The sequence below is a fragment of the Kribbella sp. C-35 genome, assembly GCF_046549195.1.
Classification (GTDB): Bacteria; Actinomycetota; Actinomycetes; order Propionibacteriales; family Kribbellaceae; genus Kribbella.
Window position 1 is genome coordinate 2036906 of the sequence record NZ_JAJPWG010000001.1, and the last position, 19116, is coordinate 2056021.

The 19116-nt window shown below is 68.7% G+C and carries 23 protein-coding genes; 8 read left to right on the forward strand and 15 right to left on the reverse strand.

Going from position 1 to position 19116, the window contains the following annotated elements:
* Positions 1-20 precede the first annotated feature (20 nt).
* On the reverse strand, positions 21-1223 hold the full coding sequence (locus tag ACLJOO_RS10325; RefSeq protein WP_410786653.1) for an MFS transporter: 1203 nt from the start codon (positions 1221-1223) through the stop codon (positions 21-23).
* A gap of 104 nt (positions 1224-1327) precedes the next feature.
* Here ACLJOO_RS10325 and ACLJOO_RS10330 point away from each other — a divergent pair, with 104 nt between their 5' ends.
* Positions 1328-2203, forward strand: coding sequence for a hypothetical protein (locus ACLJOO_RS10330; protein WP_410786654.1), 876 nt, complete (start codon positions 1328-1330; stop codon positions 2201-2203).
* Here the strand turns inward: ACLJOO_RS10330 and ACLJOO_RS10335 are convergent.
* The 4 genes from ACLJOO_RS10335 to ACLJOO_RS10350 form a co-directional block, all read right to left on the reverse strand.
* Complete coding sequence (locus ACLJOO_RS10335) at positions 2190-2582, reverse strand: GNAT family N-acetyltransferase (protein WP_410786655.1); 393 nt, start codon at positions 2580-2582, stop codon at positions 2190-2192. The two genes, ACLJOO_RS10330 and ACLJOO_RS10335, sit on opposite strands and share 14 nt — an antisense overlap.
* Positions 2579-3331 (reverse strand): phosphotransferase family protein, encoded by a 753-nt coding sequence (locus ACLJOO_RS10340; RefSeq protein WP_410786656.1) that lies wholly within the window; start codon positions 3329-3331, stop codon positions 2579-2581. The genes ACLJOO_RS10335 and ACLJOO_RS10340 overlap by 4 nt, the downstream gene beginning before the upstream one ends.
* A 54-nt stretch (positions 3332-3385) precedes the next feature.
* The gene (locus ACLJOO_RS10345; RefSeq protein WP_410786657.1) at positions 3386-3742 is read right to left on the reverse strand and encodes a helix-turn-helix domain-containing protein; all 357 of its coding nucleotides are present in this window, start codon (positions 3740-3742) and stop codon (positions 3386-3388) included.
* Positions 3743-3925: 183 nt separating this feature from the next.
* Positions 3926-5080 carry a trans-sulfuration enzyme family protein gene (locus ACLJOO_RS10350; RefSeq protein ID WP_410786658.1) on the reverse strand — a complete coding sequence of 385 codons (1155 nt, stop codon included), beginning with the start codon at positions 5078-5080 and terminating at the stop codon, positions 3926-3928.
* 123 nt (positions 5081-5203) lie between these two features.
* Here ACLJOO_RS10350 and ACLJOO_RS10355 point away from each other — a divergent pair, with 123 nt between their 5' ends.
* Positions 5204-5743, forward strand: a complete 540-nt coding sequence (locus ACLJOO_RS10355; RefSeq protein ID WP_410786659.1) for an Lrp/AsnC family transcriptional regulator — start codon at positions 5204-5206, stop codon at positions 5741-5743.
* 46 nt (positions 5744-5789) lie between these two features.
* Here the strand turns inward: ACLJOO_RS10355 and ACLJOO_RS10360 are convergent, their stop codons facing one another.
* The 4 genes from ACLJOO_RS10360 to ACLJOO_RS10375 form a co-directional block, all read right to left on the reverse strand.
* Entirely contained in the window at positions 5790-6809 is a 1020-nt protein-coding gene (locus ACLJOO_RS10360; protein WP_410786660.1) for an LLM class flavin-dependent oxidoreductase, read from the reverse strand.
* Between the two features lie 133 nt (positions 6810-6942).
* Positions 6943-7467, reverse strand: coding sequence for an NADPH-dependent FMN reductase (locus ACLJOO_RS10365; RefSeq protein ID WP_410786661.1), 525 nt, complete (start codon positions 7465-7467; stop codon positions 6943-6945).
* Between the two features lie 45 nt (positions 7468-7512).
* Positions 7513-7899 carry a hypothetical protein gene (locus tag ACLJOO_RS10370; RefSeq protein WP_410786662.1) on the reverse strand — a complete coding sequence of 129 codons (387 nt, stop codon included), beginning with the start codon at positions 7897-7899 and terminating at the stop codon, positions 7513-7515.
* Complete coding sequence (locus ACLJOO_RS10375) at positions 7896-9044, reverse strand: M4 family metallopeptidase (protein ID WP_410786663.1); 1149 nt, start codon at positions 9042-9044, stop codon at positions 7896-7898. The genes ACLJOO_RS10370 and ACLJOO_RS10375 overlap by 4 nt, the downstream gene beginning before the upstream one ends.
* Before the next feature lie 114 nt (positions 9045-9158).
* On the opposite strand from ACLJOO_RS10375, the gene ACLJOO_RS10380 reads away from it, so the two are divergent.
* Positions 9159-11405 (forward strand): HelD family protein, encoded by a 2247-nt coding sequence (locus tag ACLJOO_RS10380; protein WP_410786664.1) that lies wholly within the window; start codon positions 9159-9161, stop codon positions 11403-11405.
* A 39-nt stretch (positions 11406-11444) separates the two neighbouring features.
* Positions 11445-11585, forward strand: coding sequence for a hypothetical protein (locus ACLJOO_RS10385; protein WP_410786665.1), 141 nt, complete (start codon positions 11445-11447; stop codon positions 11583-11585).
* Here ACLJOO_RS10385 and ACLJOO_RS10390 read toward each other — a convergent pair.
* Complete coding sequence (locus ACLJOO_RS10390) at positions 11582-12154, reverse strand: hypothetical protein (protein WP_410786666.1); 573 nt, start codon at positions 12152-12154, stop codon at positions 11582-11584. The genes ACLJOO_RS10385 and ACLJOO_RS10390 overlap by 4 nt on opposite strands.
* Positions 12151-13770 carry a histidinol-phosphatase gene (locus tag ACLJOO_RS10395; RefSeq protein ID WP_410786667.1) on the reverse strand — a complete coding sequence of 540 codons (1620 nt, stop codon included), beginning with the start codon at positions 13768-13770 and terminating at the stop codon, positions 12151-12153. The genes ACLJOO_RS10390 and ACLJOO_RS10395 overlap by 4 nt, the downstream gene beginning before the upstream one ends.
* Positions 13771-14023: 253 nt before the next feature.
* Between ACLJOO_RS10395 and ACLJOO_RS10400 the strand changes: the two genes are divergently transcribed.
* On the forward strand, positions 14024-14779 hold the full coding sequence (locus tag ACLJOO_RS10400) for a M23 family metallopeptidase (protein WP_410786668.1): 756 nt from the start codon (positions 14024-14026) through the stop codon (positions 14777-14779).
* Between the two features lie 2 nt (positions 14780-14781).
* Here ACLJOO_RS10400 and ACLJOO_RS10405 read toward each other — a convergent pair whose 3' ends face one another.
* Complete coding sequence (locus tag ACLJOO_RS10405; RefSeq protein ID WP_410786669.1) at positions 14782-15231, reverse strand: YdeI/OmpD-associated family protein; 450 nt, start codon at positions 15229-15231, stop codon at positions 14782-14784.
* A gap of 89 nt (positions 15232-15320) precedes the next feature.
* Here ACLJOO_RS10405 and ACLJOO_RS10410 point away from each other — a divergent pair, with 89 nt between their 5' ends.
* Positions 15321-15677, forward strand: coding sequence for a VOC family protein (locus tag ACLJOO_RS10410; protein ID WP_410786670.1), 357 nt, complete (start codon positions 15321-15323; stop codon positions 15675-15677).
* A 226-nt stretch (positions 15678-15903) separates the two neighbouring features.
* Here ACLJOO_RS10410 and ACLJOO_RS10415 read toward each other — a convergent pair whose 3' ends face one another.
* Positions 15904-16092 carry a hypothetical protein gene (locus tag ACLJOO_RS10415; protein ID WP_410786671.1) on the reverse strand — a complete coding sequence of 63 codons (189 nt, stop codon included), beginning with the start codon at positions 16090-16092 and terminating at the stop codon, positions 15904-15906.
* 246 nt (positions 16093-16338) lie between these two features.
* Positions 16339-17094 (reverse strand): SDR family NAD(P)-dependent oxidoreductase, encoded by a 756-nt coding sequence (locus tag ACLJOO_RS10420; RefSeq protein ID WP_410786672.1) that lies wholly within the window; start codon positions 17092-17094, stop codon positions 16339-16341.
* Between the two features lie 95 nt (positions 17095-17189).
* On the opposite strand from ACLJOO_RS10420, the gene ACLJOO_RS10425 reads away from it, so the two are divergent.
* Both ACLJOO_RS10425 and ACLJOO_RS10430 read left to right on the forward strand, forming a co-directional pair.
* On the forward strand, positions 17190-17825 hold the full coding sequence (locus ACLJOO_RS10425) for a MarR family transcriptional regulator (RefSeq protein ID WP_410786673.1): 636 nt from the start codon (positions 17190-17192) through the stop codon (positions 17823-17825).
* A 61-nt stretch (positions 17826-17886) separates the two neighbouring features.
* Positions 17887-18252 carry a VOC family protein gene (locus ACLJOO_RS10430; RefSeq protein WP_410786674.1) on the forward strand — a complete coding sequence of 122 codons (366 nt, stop codon included), beginning with the start codon at positions 17887-17889 and terminating at the stop codon, positions 18250-18252.
* Here ACLJOO_RS10430 and ACLJOO_RS10435 read toward each other — a convergent pair.
* Positions 18243-19037, reverse strand: a complete 795-nt coding sequence (locus ACLJOO_RS10435; RefSeq protein ID WP_410786675.1) for a DUF3152 domain-containing protein — start codon at positions 19035-19037, stop codon at positions 18243-18245. The two genes, ACLJOO_RS10430 and ACLJOO_RS10435, sit on opposite strands and share 10 nt — an antisense overlap.
* Positions 19038-19116: the final 79 nt, after the last annotated feature.

The window sequence follows — 19116 nt, forward strand, 5'->3', positions numbered from 1 at the left end:
TCGATGCTCATGGTGTGAGGCTAGGTATCGGACGCTTCGGCGCTCACCGAACTACGCGGTGACGGCAGCGCGAACGGTACGACGAACGCCGTCAACAGCACCGGGATCGTCAACGCCGCCACGAGGATCGACATCGTGAACCACACCGATCCGAGCGCGAACCCGCCGTACACCGCGATCGCGGAGACTTCGGCGAACAGTCCGGACACCGACGTCACGGTTGCCCGCGCCGGGCCGGTGATCGCGTCCTGCAGCCGCGACTCGGACACCACGATCACCAGCTGCATGAGCCCGTAGCCGAGCGCGATCGGCAGGAATCCCCACGCCGAACGGCTCAGCGATCCGGTCGCGATCAGCACCGCGGTCGCCGCGAGCGCCGTCGCGAAGATTGCTGCAGGCAACTTGTATGCCGGTCCCGCGAGCGCACTGCCGATCGCCTGCGCTGCCACGGTTCCCGCGATCAGCAACGGGATCACGCTCGTCGCCGCGCCGGTCTCCCGGGCAAGCAACGGGAAGTACTCGTCGAACGCGAGGAAGCCGCCGAGTAACGCGACCAGCGCAACGGACCGCCGGACCAGCCGGCGCGTCAGCACCTCCGTCACGCCGGACCTCAACATGTGGAGGTAGGCGGCGAAGGCCGCTCGGGCGCCCGGTTCGTCCGACTCCCGCGCAGCCTCTACCGCGCGCGCCTCGGGCAACGACCACGCGACGACCGCCTGCAGCAGGCAGCTGAGCACGCTGACGATTCCGGCCAGCGTGTAGCCACCGAGCGCGAACAGCGGAGTGGCGAGCGCCGTCGCCGCGAGGTTCATGACGAACGAGGCGGAGCGAGCGCGTCCGAGCACAGTCGGGAAACGATCGGCGCGGTCCCGGGCCGCGAGTTCGTCGTACACGAACGCCTCGTAGGTCCCGGAGATCAGCGCCGACGACGTACCCCAGAGGACGAAGCCCAGCGCGAATCCGGCGTACGACGGGAGCGTGATCCAGGCGGCGTACCCGAGGGCGCTGAGCAGCGCGCCGAGAATCAGCAGCTTGCGGCGTGAGTACGAGTCCGCCCAGGCGCCGGACGGCACCTCGAGAACGAATCCGGTCGCCGACCAGATGACGAACAGCGTCGAGATCTGGGTAGCCGACAGCCCATGGTCGGCGAAGAGCAGCTGGTACAGCGGGTAGAGCGGGATGAAGTCCTGCAACGCCTCGAAGGCGATGATCCGGACCGACAACCCTCGGTCAGTGCGTCAAAGATGCGGGCTCGGAAGTCTCATGCCGACGACGATACGGCATAAATCAGGCGCGGCTCAGGGGAAATATCGGTCAGAGTAGAGCGATGGGAGACGTCAGCGAACGATTCTGGGCGAAGCTGCCGGACGGCAGCCGGGACGCCCTCGTGGACCGGTTGAGCCAGTCCGAGTTGCAGTCCGTCCTGCTGGACGTGACGCGTCAGCGCGCGGCCAAGGTGACGCCGGCGCGGCTCCTGCAGCGCTGGCAGCAGGACCGGTTCGTGCGGCCGTCGACCATCGATCCGCGGGAGCTGGTGCAGACGCAGCAACGGTTGTGGGAGCTGCTCCCGGAGAAGTTCGACGGCGTGCAGCTGTCTCCGGTCACCCCGCTGGGTACGTGTTCGGCGATCGCGACGATCAACCAGCACCAGGTGGTCAGCACGATCCGCGGCACCGAGGTCGCGAGCGATCCGACCAACGAGCTGGCGATCGAGGCGGCCGTACGACGTCGCGCCGGGCAGGACCGCGTACACCTGGCGGCCTGTCAGCGGGTAGTTCGCGCGCAGCCGTTCGACGGTCCGGGGATGTCCGCGCACTTCGAGCTGTTCGTGCTGGTATCGAGCGCGCGGGACACCGGATCGTGCCGGACCGAGGCCGAGCTGCTGATCGACCACCTGAACTTCTGGCACGCCGTACTCGGCGACAAGGCCGAGCTCACGTTCACCGCCTTCACGGAGTCGGCGCTGCGCGACCGGATCGAGGACACGGTCCGCCCGGCGCTCGATGTCGCGTTCACCGAGGACACCGAGCGGACCAAGAGCGCGGGCTACTACGCCGGCACCGGGCTCGGCATCGACCGCGGCGGCGAAGGGCTGGGCGACGGCGGTTTCACCACGTGGACCGCCGACCTGCTCGGCGACGCGAAGGAGCGTTGCTTGACGTCGTGCATCTCGACCGAGCGCCTGACTGTCATCGGAGCTTGAGGAGACCCGCATCCGTCGGACGGAAGCCGCACGCATCTTCGTAAAAGGCTTTGAGGTGCGGCTCGTAGTCGACATGCAGCCATTCGCACCCGGCCTTGCGTGCCTCGTCGGCCGCGGTCAGCACGAGCTGCTTGCCGATCCCCTGCCGCCCGTGATCCGGATGTACGGCGGTGTCCAGCACGAACGCGTGGGCACCGCCGTCCCAGCACACCTGCACGAACCCGACCAGCTGATCGTTGCTAAAGGCCCCCACCCAGGTCAGCGCCCATCGCTCCAGCCGCTCCGCCCACGGCTGCACGTCCAGCTCCCCCTCGAACGCAGCAGCGTGCAACGCCGACAACTCCGGATCATCCACCGGAAAACGTACGACGTACCTCACAGCATCACCACCGCAGCTTCGAGACGAGCGTTCCACTCTCCACCCTCACCGTCGGGCAGATCGGACATGCTCAGGTACCCCTGCACCATCACCGACGGCAGGACCACGTCGAGCCCGTCGACCGCGCCGTACGCCGCCAGCGCTTCCGGCCATCGCAACGGTTCGACGGACGACACCAGGAACCACGCGAGATCGAGTACGCCGGGCGCCGCCGACACGTCCTCCCAGTCGAGCAACGCGACCTGCCCGTCGGGGCCGGTCCGCATGTTCTGCGCCGACGCGTCGCCGTGAGCCAACGTCAGCTCCCCCGCCCGCGCTACGTCAGCCTCGGCCTGCAGCACGCTCCCGACCATGCGCTCGCCGTACGCACGCACCGACGCGGACAGATCGGACCGCCGCGCCAAGGCCGGCCACGTGCGGTCGTAGAGCGCTGCCACCAGCTCGTCGCCGGCACCGGGCGCTCGCAGCCATGCCCACTCGCTGTGCGCTCGTCCCCGCCAGCGGTCGTGGAGCTCGCGGAGCGCCCGCGCGCCAGCGGCCGGCTCCGCGCCCGGTGTCCAGGCGGAGAGGTCCTCCAGGACGAGCAGCGTTCCCTCCGCGCCCGACTCCGCCTGGTAGCACTCCGGCACGCGGACGCCGATGACCGGCGCGATCTCGCGGTAGAAGCGGACCTCGGACTCGAACATCTGCAGGACAGCCGGGATCGACCCTGGTACGGCGGGCGCACGGCGCTTCACATGGTTCGGCACTAGGTCAGGCTAGGTACATCCGCTGCCGGGCGTGACTGATTTTCCAGGCTGTTGCTAGGCGACGAGCGTGTACGCCGTGGGGATGGAGGAGTACGCACGTGGGCCGGACGGGATGCGGCGCGCCGCGGCGTCCTCGACGCGGATCGCGGCGGTCTGGAGGTGGATCGGCAGCGTCGAGCGGACCGCGGTGGTCAGGTCGAACTGCACCTCGGCGAGCAGGTCGGACAGCTCGAGATCGAGGGCCCGGCAGATCGCGGCGAGGATCTCCGAGGACGGCTCCTTGCGACCGCGCTCGATCTCGGACAAGTACGGCACCGACACCTGGGCCAGCTCCGCGAGCTCACGCAGGGTGATTCCCCGCTCGCGCCGCAGCCGGCGGAAAACGCTTCCGATCACCTGGCGTAGCAACACGTCTGGCCCTCCTCGCCTCCGGATCTCCTGTACCGAGTGTGCCACCCCACGAAGGTCCACCGCCCCGAATCTGCCCTGAGCAGACTCCCCCCACCGTTCTGCCCTGCGCAGAATCCAACTTTGAGAAGCCACCAACCACTTTCGCGGCCGAAATCTGGTTGGTGGGTTCTCAAAGTTGGGGCTTCAGGGGAGGGCGAGAGCTTGGGCTAGGTCGGCGGTTAGGTCTTCGGGGTCTTCTAGGCCGAGGCTCAGGCGGAGTAGGGCGTCGGTTGGTTTGGCCTCTGATGCGACCAGGCGGTGGGTCAGGGCGGCGGGGTGCTGGATGAGGGTGTCGACGCCGCCCAGCGAGACGGCGTGGGTGATGAGCTTCAGGCTGCTCGCCACGCGGGACGCCGCTTCGTAGCCGCCGCTGAGTGTGAACGCGAGCACCGCGCCCGGCCCCGCCTGCTGCCGTCCGATCAGACCGGCCGGATCGGTCAGGCCCGGGTAGTGGACCCGCTCGACGCTCGGCTGTGCGGACAGCCAGTCCGCGACCTTGATGGCGGTCGCCTGCTGCGCCCGTACTCGAACCGGCAGCGTCTGCAGTCCCCGGTGCAGTTCGTACGCCGCCAACGGGTGCAGCAGGCCACCTGTCACAGCGCGGATCTGCCGAAGCCGGCCGACCCACTCCACGTCGGCCGCGACGACGCCACCCATCACGTCGCCATGACCGCCGAGGTACTTGGTTGCCGAGTGCAACACCAGGCTCGCCCCGTGCCGAGCCGGCTGCTGCAGGACCGGCGTCGCGAAGGTGTTGTCGACCAGGACCGGTACGTCGCCGGCCGCAGTGGCGACGTACGCGATGTCGACGAGGTCGACGGTCGGGTTCGCCGGGGTCTCGACGATCACGAGGCCGGTGTCCGCGCGGATCGCTCCGGCGACCTCGCTCGGCTCGGCGTACGTGACAGTTGTCCCCAGGAGGCCTGTGGACAACAGGTGGTCGGTGCCGCCGTACAGGGGACGTACGGCGACGACATGTGGACGGCCCGCGGCAACGGTCGCGAGCAGGCACGCGGTGAGCGCGGCCATGCCGGACCCGAACGCGACCGCGCCGTCGCTGTGCTCGAGCTCCGCGAGCGCGTCCTCGAAGCGCGCGACCGTCGGATTCCACAGGCGCTGGTAGACGAGGCTCCCGCCGTCGGGCCCGCGGCCCTGCGCGAGTTCGTCGTACGACGCTCCGCCGGTGTGGACGTCGGGGAGCGGATAGGTGGTGGACAGATCGATCGGGGGGACGTGGACGCCGAGGGCGGCCAGGTCGTCGCGGCCGGCGTGTACGGACCGGGTGTCGAGCTGGGTCATCGCTGCCTCCTCGACCCAGAGCTTGGAATCTTCTGCGAGATTGCCGCAATAGTTCCGAAGAAAATTCGTCCACAGGGTCATCCACATGCTGTGGATTCTGTGGACGAGCCCTACAGTGGTGGCATGCCGAAGGATCGTCGGAGCCCTGGGCCGGCTCCGAGACCGGTGCCCGAAGGGCTCGACGACGTCGATCGGAAGCTGGTGCAGTTGCTCACCGCCGACGGGCGGATGGCCAACAACGCACTTGCCGAGGCGACCGGAGTCGCGCCGTCGACGTGTCTCACACGTGTGCGGTCACTGCGCGAGCGTGGAGTGATCCGCGGCTTCCACGCCGACGTGGACCTGGCCGCGCTGGGTCAACCGCTGCAGGCGCTGATCGCGATTCGGATCGGCGCTCACTCCCGCGACGAGATCGACCGCTTCCGCACGAAGGTCCCGACGCTCCCGGGCGTCCTGGCGCTGTTCCACGTGAGCGGCGCCAACGACTACCTACTCCACGTCAGCGCCGCGAACCCCGACGTGCTCCGCGAGTTCGTGCTCGACCATCTGACCGCCGATCCAGCGGTCAGCCACGCGGAAACGAGCCTCATCTTCGAACACGTCCGGGGCGTGCCGGACGCGCAGCACTCACCAACCTCGCGCAAACCGCAGCGGTCAGGCTGACGCCGGCCGGCGGTTGGGGTGTTGATGAGTGGCGCAGGTCCGCGGATCAGCGCGGCTTCAGGCCCCAGGCTTCGCCGAGGAGCTGGAACGAGCGGCGGCGTTCCGCTGGGTTGTGGATGTTGGTGGTGATGATGAGTTCGTCGGCGCCGGCCGCGTTGGCTCGGTGGCGCAGGTCGGCCGCCACCTGGTCGGGCGTGCCGACGGAGACCAGGCCGGCCCATTCCTCGACGGCGGCCTCTTCCGCCTCGGACCACGGATACTCCGCGGCTTCCTCTGGCGACGGGAGCGGGCCCGGGCGGCCGGTGCGGAGGCGGAGCATGGAGAGGGCGTTCGCGCGAGCGAGCTGCTGCGCGCGCTCCTCGGTCTCGGCGACGATCGCGGCCAGCGCGAGGATCGCGTGCGGCCCACCATCGTGCTCGAGCCGCTGGTAGTTCGCCTTGTACGCCGAGATCACGCCGGCCGGATCGAGAGTCCCGAAGTGCCCGGCGTACGCGAACCCTGTCCCGAGCGCGGCAGCCGCCTGACCGCCGTACGTGCTGGACCCGAGGATCCACACGGGCGGCAGCGGTACGTCGGACGGTTGCGCGCTGATCGGCTCAAACGGATGCCCCGCCGGGAACCCTTCGGCGTACGCACGGAGTTCGGCGTACTGCTCGGTGAAGTCGTCGGCCCCGAGTGCTTCACGGCTGCGACGCAACGCGAGCGCGGTGCGCTGGTCGGTGCCTGGTGCGCGCCCGAGGCCGAGGTCGATGCGGTCCGGGTACAGCCCGCCGAGGACCCGGAACGTCTCCGCGACCTTGAGCGGGGAGTGGTTCGGCAGCATGATCCCGCCGGATCCGACCCGGATCGTCGACGTCGCGGCCGCAACCGCCGCGATCATCACCTCGGGGGTCGAGCTCGCCACGCTGGGGATGTTGTGGTGCTCCGCCAGCCAGAACCGGTGATACCCGGCGGCCTCGGCGGTGCGGGCCAGTTCCAGCGTCTCGTGCAGCGCCTCCGACGGCCGCGTACCCGTCGGCACCGGCGAGAGATCGAGCACGGACAGGGGCATCGCTTCAGCACTCACGTAGAACTGCCAACCACCGCCGCGGGCGACCTATTCCGGAGGCGGATCCCCAGCACTCATCAATTGACCGGACGAGCGCCGGCTGAGCGTGGAGCGGGCGGCCGAAGCGCAATTGTGGAGTGCTGGAGATCCGCTAGCCCGGGTACGGCTGGTTGGCGCGGGCGTCGCGGAGGGAGCGGGCCCACCAGGCGAGTTGGCGGAGGAGGGCGGCCGCGGCGGCGGTCGTCGTCGGGTCGGTCGGTTCGCCGTCGGTGAAGTCTTCTTCGCGGAAGCCGAGGCTGTCGCGGATCGTCACCGCGTGCAGTTCGCCGAAGACGAGCCGGAGCTGCTCGGCCGCGCGCAGTCCGCCCGAGCGTCCGCCGTACACCACGAAACCGACCGGCTTCGCGTACCAAGGCCGGCGTACGGCGTCGATCGCGGTCTTCACGTCCCCCGGGTACGCGTGGTTGTACTCGGCCGTGACGATCATCACCGCGTCCGCGTCCTCGATCCGCCCCGACAACTCGGTGAGCGGCACCACGCTCAAGTCGATCAGGTCGAGCTTGAACTCGTCCGCGCGCTCGACCTCTCGCGCGAACCACCGCGTGACCGCCGTCCCGAACCGCCCGGAGTCGAGGTTGCGCGTCAGCACGACGAGCCGCAGCGGATGAACTGTCACGACCAACGACGCTAATACCTCAACGAGACTTGAGGTCAAACCGTCTCATCTGGAGGCCGGTACCGGTGCGGACCGCAACCCCTCGATCGCGAGGCCGGCGACCACCAGCGTCACCGCTCCGAGCGGCCAGCGCACCGGCCCGATCAGGACCTCGCCGAACAGCACGAGCATTCCGGCGCACGCCGCGGCCGCGCCGAGCGCCACACCGAACCCGGACCGCCTACGACCGTTGATCATGCCAAGTGCGATCAGCGCGACGATGACCACGAACGCCGTCGGGAAGACGCTGAAGATCGCCACGTAGCCGTGCGGATCACAGGTCGGCGCGTCGCACGGCATCGACAGCATCGTCACCGGCTGCAGGATCGCCGCGACGGCGATTGCCAGCATCCCGATCGCATTGGCCGGCCAGAGCCAGGGCTTCGTCTTCACTCGACAGGCGATTGCTGGTCGGACGGCAGCTGGTCGGACGGCGGATCGGACGGCTGCACGTCGGGTGGCGCGGCGGGTGGGGTGCTGGTTTCGAGTTTGGTCTGGGCGGCGTTCATGAGTGGGGTCTGGTCGCCCAGTACACCGACGGTTTGCCACGCCTTGGTGACCGCGGCGAGTTGCGGCGACTCGTCGCCGAAGAGATCGCGCGCAGCCGTCTGAGTCGCGGCGGCGAAGTCCTTGAAACTGGTCGACGGCGAGAGGTTCCCCGACGTCAGCGTGGAGTACCAGATCTTGCCGGCGTCGTCGTACGCGTTCCCGCCGAGCTCCGCCGCGACCAGGTAGAACGCGCGGTTCGGGATCCCCGAGTTGATGTGTACGCCGCCGTTGTCGTCGGCCGTGTCGACGTACCCGGACATGTCGGCCGGCTGCGGATCCTTCCCCAGCCGCGGATCGTCGTACGCCGTCCCGGGCGCCTTCATCGACCGCAGCGCGACCCCTTGCACACCGGGCTGGAACAGTCCCGCCCCGATCAGCCAGTCGGCGTCCGCGGCACTCTGACCGAGCGCGTACTGCTTCGCGAGCGACCCGAAGACGTCCGACATGCTCTCGTTCAGCGCGCCGGACTGGCCTTCGTACGCGAGATTCGCCGTGTACTGCGTAACGCCGTGGGTCAACTCGTGGCCGGTGACATCGATCGACGACGTGAAGTTCCCGAAGATCTCCCCGTCCCCGTCGCCGAACACCATCTGCGCGCCGTCCCAGAACGCGTTCGCGTACCCCCGGTCGTAGTGCACCGTCGACGTGAGCACCAGGCCGGCGCCGTCGATCGAGTCGCGCCCGTAGCACTCCTTGAACAACGTCCAGGTCGCGCCGGTGCCGTCGTACGCCTGGTTCGTCGCCTGGTCCTGGACGGGGTCGTCGCCCTCGGAGCGGGCCAGCGTGCCCGGCAGATCAGTCCCGTTCTCGGCGTCGTACACCTCGCGCTGCCGGCCGGCCGCTACTACAGGTTCCCGGCCGGCCGCGGGCCGCGTTCGCAGTACGGCGTCGTGCTGCAACGACTGCCTGATCCGGGCCCGAACGCTGGGGTCATCCGCGGATCGCTCGAGCTGCTCGAGCAGGTACGGCGGGACGATGGCGTGGAACACCACTACAGGAAAACCCGGGCACCGGATAAACTCAAGGATTTGTGGCTGCCGCCGGGAGAATTCCACAAATGCGGCTTGTACCAACGGCACGGATTTTAACACAAGGGACAGGAATTGCCGAATCCAGTCGACACCGAACAGGCCAACCTGATCACGTTCTACGCTGCGCTGGACGCCGAGCGGGAGCGCACCGACGCACGCGCCGACGACGAGCAGCTGGTCCATACCCGCAACGCCCAGGCCCTGCACCAGCGCGACGGGCGGATCCGTGACCTCAAGCTCCGGCAGGCCCGGCTGAACGCCGCCGAGGAGGGCCTCTACTTCGGCCGCCTGGACGCCGCCGACGGCGAGATCCTGCACCTCGGCCGGATCGGTCTGCACGACGACGACTACGAACCCCTGCTGGTGGACTGGCGTGCACCGGCGGCGCGGCCGTTCTACATCGCGACCGCGGTGGCCAACCACGACGTCGTCCGCCGCCGGCACATCCAGACCCGGCTACGGCGCGTGGTCGACGTCCAGGACGAGCAGCTCGATCTCGGACGGGAGGCCGCCGACGCGTCCAAGCCGGGCACCGGCGTGATCGGCGAGGCCGTGCTGATGAAGGCGCTGGAGGCTCGCCGGACCGGCCGGATGGAGTCGATCGTGCAGACGATCCAGGCCGATCAGGACCGGATCATCCGCTCCGAACTGCCCGGAATCCTGGTCGTCCAAGGCGGCCCGGGCACCGGAAAGACGGCAATCGCACTGCACCGCGCGGCATTTCTGTTGTACACGCATCGTGAACAGCTGGAAAAGCGCGGAATTCTCGTTGTCGGACCGAATGCGGCGTTCCTGCGGTTCATCGGCCAGGTACTTCCGTCACTCGGTGAGGACGGCGTACGGCTGGTCACGATCTCCGAGCTGTTCCCGGGCGTGCACGCGACCCGCCCGGAGTCTCCGGAGAGCGCCGAGGTGAAGGGCCGGACGGTGATGGCCGACGTGATCGCGAAGGCGGTCACCGATCGGCAGTGGATCCCGGACGGCCCGGTCCGCGTGACCGTCGAACGCACCGAGCTCACCCTCGACCCTTCCGTGTGCGAGACAGTCCACGCACGAGTCCGTAACCGCAACCTGACTCATAATCAGGCGCGGCCCTTCGTCCTGAACGAGATCACGGACCACCTCACCAATCAGTACGCCGAACTGATCGGCACCGACCCGCTCGACGGGGAGCAGTTGCTCGACGAGTACGACCTCGCCGAACTGCGCAGCGAGGTGCTCGCCGAGCCCGCCGTACAGGCGTTGCTCGAGCAGCTCTGGCCGTTACTCAGCCCGCAGCGGTTGCTGGAGGGTCTGTACGGCGACGAGGACCGGCTCGCGTCCGCGGCACCGCAGTTGTCCGCGCTGGATCGCGAACACCTGCTGCGGTACGGCGACGACTGGAGTCAGTCCGACGTACCGCTGCTGGACGAGGCGGCGGAGCTGCTCGGTGACGACGGGTCCGAGGCCGCGCGGGAGCGGGCCGCCCGGGCGCGCGCGATCGCTTATGCACAAGGGGCTTTGGACGTGCTCTCCGGTTCGGGGTCGACCGACTTCGACGAGGACGACGAGGCGGAAATCCTGACGGCCAAGGACATTCTCGACGCCGAGGCGTTCGCCGAGCGGTACGAGGCGGACGACGACCGGACGCTCGCGGATCGCGCGGCCGCGGACCGGCGGTGGACGTACGGTCACGTGATCGTCGACGAGGCGCAGGAGCTGTCGCCGATGGCGTGGCGGGCGATCGCGCGGCGGTGCCCGCTGCGGTCGATGACGGTGGTCGGAGACGTGGCGCAGACGAGCTCGATCGGCGGCGGTACGTCGTGGTCGTCCGCGCTCGGCGAGACGTTCGGCGATCGTTGGCGGCTGGCGGAGCTGACATTGAACTACCGCACTCCGGCCGAAGTGATGGAGCTCGCGCACGCCGTACTGCGCGAGGTCGACCCGTCGGCGCGGGCGCCGCAATCGGTCCGCTCCACGGGCGTGCAACCGTGGCACGTCGACGTACCGGCAGCCGAACAGGCCTTGTACGTCTACAAGATGGCGGCCGAGGAGACGGCGTACGGCGAGGTCGATGTGATCACGTCCCGCAGCCGGCTCGAGCTGATCCAGGAGGCCGTCGACGGACTCACCGGCGTCACGGTCCTCACCGCCCGCGAAGCCAACGGCCTCGAGTTCGACTCCGTCCTGGTCGTCGACCCGGACGGCATCGTCATCGAATCCCCTCGCGGCCTCCGCGACCTGTACGTCGCCCTGACCCGCTGCACCCAACGCCTAGGAGTGGTCGGCGAGCTACCCGACGTACTCGAGAACTCGTCCGCCTGGAACGCCGACCGCTGACGACTGTTGGCGGCGGGCCGACCGGCCTACCGTCGAAGGATGAAGAAGCCGCTTCGGTGTCGGCTCCACCTGCACACGTGGAAGACCGAGCACAACGAGGAAGGTCAGCGCTACGAGCGCTGTCTCGGCTGCGGCACGACCCGCGACAAGCTCACGCTGAACGATTTCAGCGGGAACTAGTGGTCGGAGCAGCACTTCTGTTGGTGCTGGAGTTCGAAGGGGATGAGGAGGTCGCCTGCGGACGGTTGGACCTGGAGGATCAGGCGGCCGTCGCGGCGGAGAGGGCGGAGGAAGTCGAGGGTGTCGATCAAGGTGTCGTCCGCGATCGGGACGCCGCCGATGGCTTCCAGGTGGTCGATCCCGCAGCGGACGCGGAGTTCGGCGGCGGGCAGTACGCCGTGCGCCTGCTCGTGACCGGGCCAGCGGACCACGCGTCCCGCCGTACCGAGGGCTGCCTCGACCGCCGCGACGTACGCGCCGCGGACCAGGCGGCTCGGCCCGGCCAGCTCCGGTTCGGACGCGCCGGGTCGCGTGACCGCGAGCCCGACGTTGCGGTCGGCAACCATCGCGCGGATCGGTTCCGCGAGGTCCGCCGTACTCGTGAGGGATACCGCGACATGCGGACGGTCGTCGCCCGACACCATGTGGGTGAGGGCGACGACCGGCTGGTCGACAGCATCGACGAGGGCGTAGACCAGGTGATCTGCCGCGGCCGTGTCCAAGCTGTCGGCGTCGACCGCGACGATCACTTCGGCAGCACCCAGATCGGGTTGGTGTAGAACCACAGGTCGACCCACGGATCCGCGTCGCCGACCACGTCGAGCTTGGGGCCGGCGGGGTCGACCGCCGCGCCCAGGTACCCGGGCTGGCTCCGGTTGCCGTCGGTGCCGCGGACCCGCACGTACTGCGCTTCCTCGGCGCGACCGAGCGGATACACGAGCTCGAACGTCCCGCGCTTGCCCGCGGTGTCCCACTGCTTGACGACCTTGGTGTTCGGCGCGGTCATCGTGTCCTTTTCGCCGACCGGTCCGGTGACCGAGCCCCGGATCACGTCGACGCGGTTGAGCGCCGGCACGAAGTTCGCCCAGTTCGGCAGGGTCTGCGTGGTGATCCGTACGACGAGTTCGATCGCGCGGCCCTTCTGCACGATCAACGCGCCGCCGAGCGGTTCGCCGTACCGCTTGCCGACCTCGCGGACCTCGACCTCGACGCCCTTCACCAGTGCACCGTGGTCGACCCAGACGCGGCCGTGGCGCAGGCCCTCCATCACCGCGAGGTAGTCGCGGCGGTCGGCGCCGACGTGGGTGCGGCTGTAGAAGCCCGGCCAGAAGTCGCTCGCGGTCGAGTTGACCGTGTTGCCGTAGACCGGGTCCATGTACCGGCCGTCGCGGTCGAACTGCTCCTGCGACGAGCCGTCCGGGCGGCGGGACGTCTCGTTCCAGTTCACGTGCGAGTCGGAGTTCGCGGTGATCCACCACGGCTTGCCCTCGGCGAGCAGGCTGTCCCACAGGCCGCCGACGGTCGCGGTCATCCAGTCGAAGCCGCCCCAGGTGCGGTAGCTCTCGGCCGGGTAGCCGGGGAACGAGTTCGGGTTCGGGGCGTTGCCGTAGATACCGCGGGCGTTGCCGGCGCCGATGCCCTTCGGGAGGCCGCCCGCCTGGTGACCGGGCGCACCCTCGAAGCCGATCGCGATCCGCGGGTCGGCGTCCCGCCAGTTGCGGATCTCGTGCGGGCTGTCGATGCCGTTGCGGGCCGGGTGGTTGGCGAGGAACAGCGCGTCCGCGACCCGGCGCTTGTCGACCTGCTGACCGAGCCACTGGATACCGGACACCGCGAGCGCCTCGTTGGCCGGCGAGTTCGCACCCGCGTTGTTCACGCTGCCGTCGTACCCGTTCTCGAACTGCTTCAGTACCTCGACCTCGCGGCTGCCCGGCGCCACGAACACCGTGCCGTGCTCGGCGGCCGGGATGTTCCACTCCAGCCCCTGGAAGATCAGCGTGTCGCGCAGTTCGGCGCGAGCCGCCTTGATCTGCGGGTTGACCAGGTCGACACCGATCCGCGCATGCGTCGCGCCACCGTGGTCCGTGATGACAAGCCAGTCCAGCCCGTACGCCGTCGCGTGGCGAGCCTGATCGATGACGCGATACAAGCCGTCGGAGCTCAACTGCGTATGGATGTGGTGATCGCCGGCCAGCCACACGTTGGGCCGATTGCCGTGCCGGAAGATCCACCCGTCCTTGGGCGCCGTCGCCGCCGCGAACTGCGCCCCCGTCACGGCGAGCGCCGCCGTACCCCCGAGAATCCCGGCCGACCGCAACAACCCCCGCCGCGAAACCTCCGCCGGCGACAGGTCACTGTCCGGCACCGAGACGTCCAACGCAGCTAACGTCCCCTGATCCAACTCGACATTCGGCTCATGGTGCCCATCCCCATGACTGTGCGAGTGCCCGTGCCCGTGACCATGCGAGTGCGAATGCGAGTGCCCCATCAACAGTCCTCTCCTGACGGATTTCGCCGCGATCATCGCGTTCCCCCATGACCAAGAGATGTGCACCGAATGAACAGAACCGGGAACGGCGCGCCGTGCGAGACGGTGTACTCCGCCGCGGCTGGCAACCATGGTGGTACCTGTGACGCGACGAGCTTGGGTTGTCCTGCTGCCAGCGGTGGTGATCGCCGGCGGCGCTGGGCTGTTCGGTTTGTCGGCGGCGGGCGTCTTCGACCGCGGACAACTGTCCACCGCAACCTCAAGCACGCCGCGATCTACGCCACCACCAGAAACGCCGGCCTTGGCGACGCGACCGAGTGCTCCGGCGGTTGCGAGCAGTCCGTCGCGGGCTGTGGTCGTGCGGCGGTATGTGTTTCCCGTGGGTGGTTGCCGAGCGGACGCCTCACAAAGTCACCATGACTATCCGGCGTCGGACATCTTTGCGCGGGTTGGGTGTTTGTTTGTTGCGCCGGTTGATGGGCGGGTGGACGAGGTGACGCGGGTTGACTCGTGGGATCCGAAGACGAACCGCGGTGCTGACCGGGGTGGGCTGTCGGTTTCGGTGGTGGGGGTGGATGGGGTTCGGTACTACGGCTCGCACTTGTCGGCGATCCAACCCGGGATCGCGCCAGGTGTGCAGGTGCGGGCGGGGCAGCTTCTAGGAAAGACAGGGAAGACGGGAAGCGCCCGAGGGACACCGCCACACCTGCACTTCGGGATCAGTTGGCCGACTGGGCCCGACATGTGGTGGATTCGGCGTGGGGCGGTTGCGCCGCAGCAGTTCCTGAACAGTTGGCATGACGGTGGGCAGTTGTCCCCCGTGGCGTTGGTCGCTGCGGGCCGCCGGGCGTACGGCGTGGACCACGGTTGCCGCTCGTACTGCTGACTTCAGCGGGCGCGGCCCTCGTGGAGGGCGGCGATTGATTTCTCGATGCGGCGGGTTCGGGTGGCTTCGATTTTGGCTGACGTCACCTGGAGCGTGTGCCACTGGCGGTTGCTGTAGCTGAGGGTGTCCCAGAACGCTTTGGCCTCTGGGTCTGCGGCGAGGGCGGTCGCCAGCGGTTCGGGGATGTCGAGTTCGCGGGGAGCTGTGTCGAGTTCGACGTCGACCTCCAGTACGTCGCCGGGCGTGACGCCGGCCTCGGTACGTCGGTCCGCGCTGAACCCGAGCAGGTACCGTCCGCCCATCCGCGCGATCGACGTACGGAACGTGTACCCGTTGACCGTGACGCTCACCTTCGGACGGCCGCCGCCACCGAGCGACTCCACGACCGTGTCGGGCACCTCGAAGCCTGCGGTGTTCTTGCCGGTGGACAGCAGTTCGGCGGTGAACTTCATCTGTTCATCATCCGAGCCGACCAGGTCATGTCGAGAGCCGGGCACCTGTTCCGACGTACCGAGGTCAGTGTCAGCGGAGAGGAAAGATCGTGATTCTCAACAGCATGCTGCTCGGCAGCGCGGACGCGGAGCGATTGAAGGCGTGGTACCGGGACGGGTTCCGGGCGGAGGTCGACGGGCACGGGAACCTGGACCTCGGCGGATTCGGGCTGGTGATCGAGCAGCGCGACGACGTCGCGGTCAAGAACGCCGAACCGGGGCGGCACATCGTGAACTTCGCCGTCGACGACATCGAGGCGGCGGCCGCGCACCTGCGGACGCTCGACGTCGACTGGCTGGTGCACCCGGAGGACCGCGGGATCGGCTGGTTCGCGACGCTGATCGACCCGGACGGCAATTACGTGCAGCTCATCCAGATGAAACCGGAGTACTACGCGCAGAAATGAAAAACGTTCGCACCGGAGCTGGGGGATCCGGTGCGAACGAGGTTTGTTTGTCAGGCGCATTACAGGGGAGAAAATGGCGGCAAGCGAGGGGCAGAACGCCCGCACTCGCTTGCCGCCCAATCACCGGTTCCTTTGGTGGTCGAGGTGAGGCGACTCGACCTGGCCACGTTCCGCGTGGGTTGTCTGGTGAGTACGGAACGCGAAAAGGAACCGGAGGTTCATTTTCTCAGCGGGGTGCTACGTCCCACATACGCTCGCCGGGCAGGGGGTCGGGGAGCTTGTCGACGTTGGGCATCGGGTCGTTGGTGACCCGAAGACCCGCGAACCGACGGCTCATGGCGTCTGCGTACCGCTCGGCCAACGCCGGCTCGGCGTTGTAGTCGGCGATCACGTGCTCACCGAACCAGACACGCACGCGACGACGCGAAATGGTCTGGGTGGCGGTGGCGGTTGTCACTGGTCCTCCTGGCTGATACTTCGAGGGTGGACGGCCTGGAAAACGCGGGCGAGCGCGGTGTCGGTGCGCCGTGTTGTGTTCACCGTCACGTCACTTCCAACGGAGGACGGCGAGCCGAGGTCACGCCCGGATTCGGATTTTCTGGCCGACCGCCAAAACTTTTTCGGACCCGCCAGGATCCAATTCTTTCGACAATCTGTTCGATTACCCGAACGGCCCGCGCACGGAGACGCCGCCGTCCAGCACGAGCTGCTGTCCGGTGATGTACGACGCCGCGTCGGACGCCAGGTAGACCACCGCCTGGGCCACCTCTTCCGAACGACCGAACCGGCCGACCGGGATCTCCTCGACGACATCGGCGGAGACCACCTCGTTGGCGACGGCGGTCGCGATCGCGCCGGCCGCGGCGACGTTCATCCGGATCCCGTCCCGCGCATACTCGGCGGCGACCGTGCGCGCCAGGCTGAGCAGGCCGGCCTTCATCACGCCGTACGCCGCCTGCTCGGGCGCGGCCATGAACCCGGTGACGGATCCGACGCTCACGATCGCGCCGCTGGTGCCCTGGCCGAGGAAGACGCGGAGCGCGGCCCGGACGGCGCGGGCGACGTACCGGAGGTTGACCTCGTAGATCGTGTCCCAGTCCTCGTCGGCCATCTCGTGCAGCTTCACCGCGGGCACGAACGCGACCTGCCCGCCGACCACGGTGACGAGTACGTCGAGTCCGCCGAGTCTCTCGACCGCGCCCGCGACCATCGCCTCGATGTCGGTCGCCGAGCGGACGTCACCGGAGATCGGGTACGCCGTACCGCCGGCTGCTCGCACCGCCTCCGCGGCTTCCGCGGCACGGTGCGGATCGAGGTCCGCGACCACCACCGCGGCCCCTTCGTTGCCGAAGGCGTCAGTCGTCGCCCGCCCGATCCCGCCTCCGCCGCCACCGATCACCAGTACTCGTTTCTGCATGCCCGGAGCGTAAGTCACCGATGTCGTGAGATTCACAGGGATTCCTCAGGAAAGACACGCCGAAGCTGTCGGAACGGCTCCGTACGCTGGGAGACGTGACCATCGAAGACGCTGGTATCAGGCCGCTCACCAACGGATCCACAGAGAGGGGATCCGAGGACAAGCCGGTCGTGGCGAATGCCCTCGTGGTGCCCGAGCGGGTCATCGGCGGCGTCGTACCGTCCCCCGTGCGACCAGGTCCGACGGGGATCGCGGCCGTCCAGACCGAGCACCTGATCAGTGACGTCGGTGACGCACTCCGGCTGCTCGACGCGGTGGAACGCGTGCGTGGTCACGCGCACCCGCTGATCCTGGGTCTGCAGGAAGCGATCGGGATCAAGATGCCTGCCGCACTGGTGCTGAGCGCGATCGCGAACGGCCGCACGTCGGCGCCCGAGGTCGCGAAGCAGGTCGGCATCACGGCCGGCGAGGCGGAGCTGGCGATCGCCGACCTGGAAGCGCTCGGCATGGTCCGGACCACGCCCGACCTGACCGTCACAGGGATGGGTCAGGCCCGCCTCTCCCAGCTCGACGGCCTCACCGTCCGGGTCCTCGATGTCGTCACCGGCATCCTCGGCCCGACCGACGCCGCCCACCTGGTCCGCCTCCTGCACACCGTCGCCGACGGCCTCGAATCCGCCTCGGTCGCCGCCGCCGTCAACCCCACCCTCCCCCAGGTCGTCCATAACTAGTGTCGAAATGCTGGCGACGGTCTCGACGTAGCTGGTGTCGGACGAGCCAGGAGGGCATCAGATGTTGAAGGACAGCAAGGCGTTCAGTGGGTTCTCGGTGGACGACGTGCCGCGGGCGAAGGAGTTCTACGGCGCGACGCTGGGGATCGACGTCGGCGAAGAGAACGGGTTGTTGTACCTGCGAACCGCGGGTGGGAACACGGTTCTCGTGTACCCGAAGGACAATCACGTGCCGGCGGAGTACACCGTGCTCAACTTCCCGGTCGACGATGTCGAGGCGACGGTGCGGGAGCTGACCGCGCAGGGCATCGTGTTCGAGAAGTACACCGACGAGCAGGACGAGCTCGGGATCAACCGCGGTCCGGGGCCGTTGATTGCCTGGTTCAAGGATCCGGCGGGGAACGTGCTGTCGATCATTCAGTTGTGAGGGATCGGATCGTCGTACTGACCTAGGCGACCCGTGTAGCGGGCGCCGTTCAGGTACGGCCACGCGTACGCGGTGCAGCCGTGCAGGCCGAGGGTTTGTTGTTGCATGACCGGTGCCGGTTGGCCGGGGCCCGGGCACAGCTCGTGGCCGCGGCCGAGCCGGTGGCCGGTCTCGTGGTTGACCATGTACTGCCGGTACGTCGTCAGCGACGCCTGATAATTCGGTGCGCCGTGCGCCCACCGCGCCACGTTCAGCACGACCCGGTTCCCGATCCGGCAGCTCGTGTACCGGTCCGGCGCCGCGCCGCAGATCAGGTCCCGCGTCGCGGGCGTGACCAGCAGCAACGTGAAGTCGGGACTCGTCCCCGGCCCGACCTGCTGGAACCGCCACAGCCCGTGCGACGCCCACCCCTGCGCCCCGCCGTACGTCGCCCGCACGGACCGCGCGAACCCGCCGCGGTCGACGCCGGTGATCCCGCCCTCGATCGCGATCTGGAACCGCATCAGCTTCCCCGCCCGCCCGATCACCGCGGGATCCCCGGGCAGTACGGCGTACGACCGCGTCCCGGCCACCGGGTACGAGATCGCCTCCGGAGGCCGCTGCGAAACCACGGACCGTGCCGGCGATTCCACCGGCTGCGCCGCCTGCGCAGGCTGGTCCGACTGAACCGAGGCCGGTACGACGCCACGCCCCGGGGACCCGTGCCGGCCGAACGGGCTGGCAGGTAACAGCACCCCGCCCGCGATCACAACGGCGATCGCGACGGCAACAGTCCAGCGGCGCATCCGGTGAGCTCCTCACAGCACGCCCAGGCGGGCGTGTCCTCACTCCTTCTTGCCACTGTGCCCCGAAACCCTTCTCGGT

Excerpts from the sequence above, each read along its gene's own strand:
- ACLJOO_RS10420 (WP_410786672.1), bottom strand. The coding sequence starts at position 17,094 with ATGCAGAAACGAGTACTGGTGATCGGTGGCGGCGGAGGCGGGATCGGG.
- ACLJOO_RS10400 (WP_410786668.1), top strand. The coding sequence starts at position 14,024 with ATGGTGGTACCTGTGACGCGACGAGCTTGGGTTGTCCTGCTGCCAGCG.
- ACLJOO_RS10330 (WP_410786654.1), top strand. The coding sequence starts at position 1,328 with ATGGGAGACGTCAGCGAACGATTCTGGGCGAAGCTGCCGGACGGCAGC.
- ACLJOO_RS10405 (WP_410786669.1), bottom strand. The coding sequence starts at position 15,231 with ATGAAGTTCACCGCCGAACTGCTGTCCACCGGCAAGAACACCGCAGGC.
- ACLJOO_RS10435 (WP_410786675.1), bottom strand. The coding sequence starts at position 19,037 with ATGCGCCGCTGGACTGTTGCCGTCGCGATCGCCGTTGTGATCGCGGGC.
- ACLJOO_RS10350 (WP_410786658.1), bottom strand. The coding sequence starts at position 5,080 with ATGACCCAGCTCGACACCCGGTCCGTACACGCCGGCCGCGACGACCTG.
- ACLJOO_RS10430 (WP_410786674.1), top strand. The coding sequence starts at position 17,887 with ATGTTGAAGGACAGCAAGGCGTTCAGTGGGTTCTCGGTGGACGACGTG.
- ACLJOO_RS10355 (WP_410786659.1), top strand. The coding sequence starts at position 5,204 with ATGCCGAAGGATCGTCGGAGCCCTGGGCCGGCTCCGAGACCGGTGCCC.
- ACLJOO_RS10385 (WP_410786665.1), top strand. The coding sequence starts at position 11,445 with ATGAAGAAGCCGCTTCGGTGTCGGCTCCACCTGCACACGTGGAAGACC.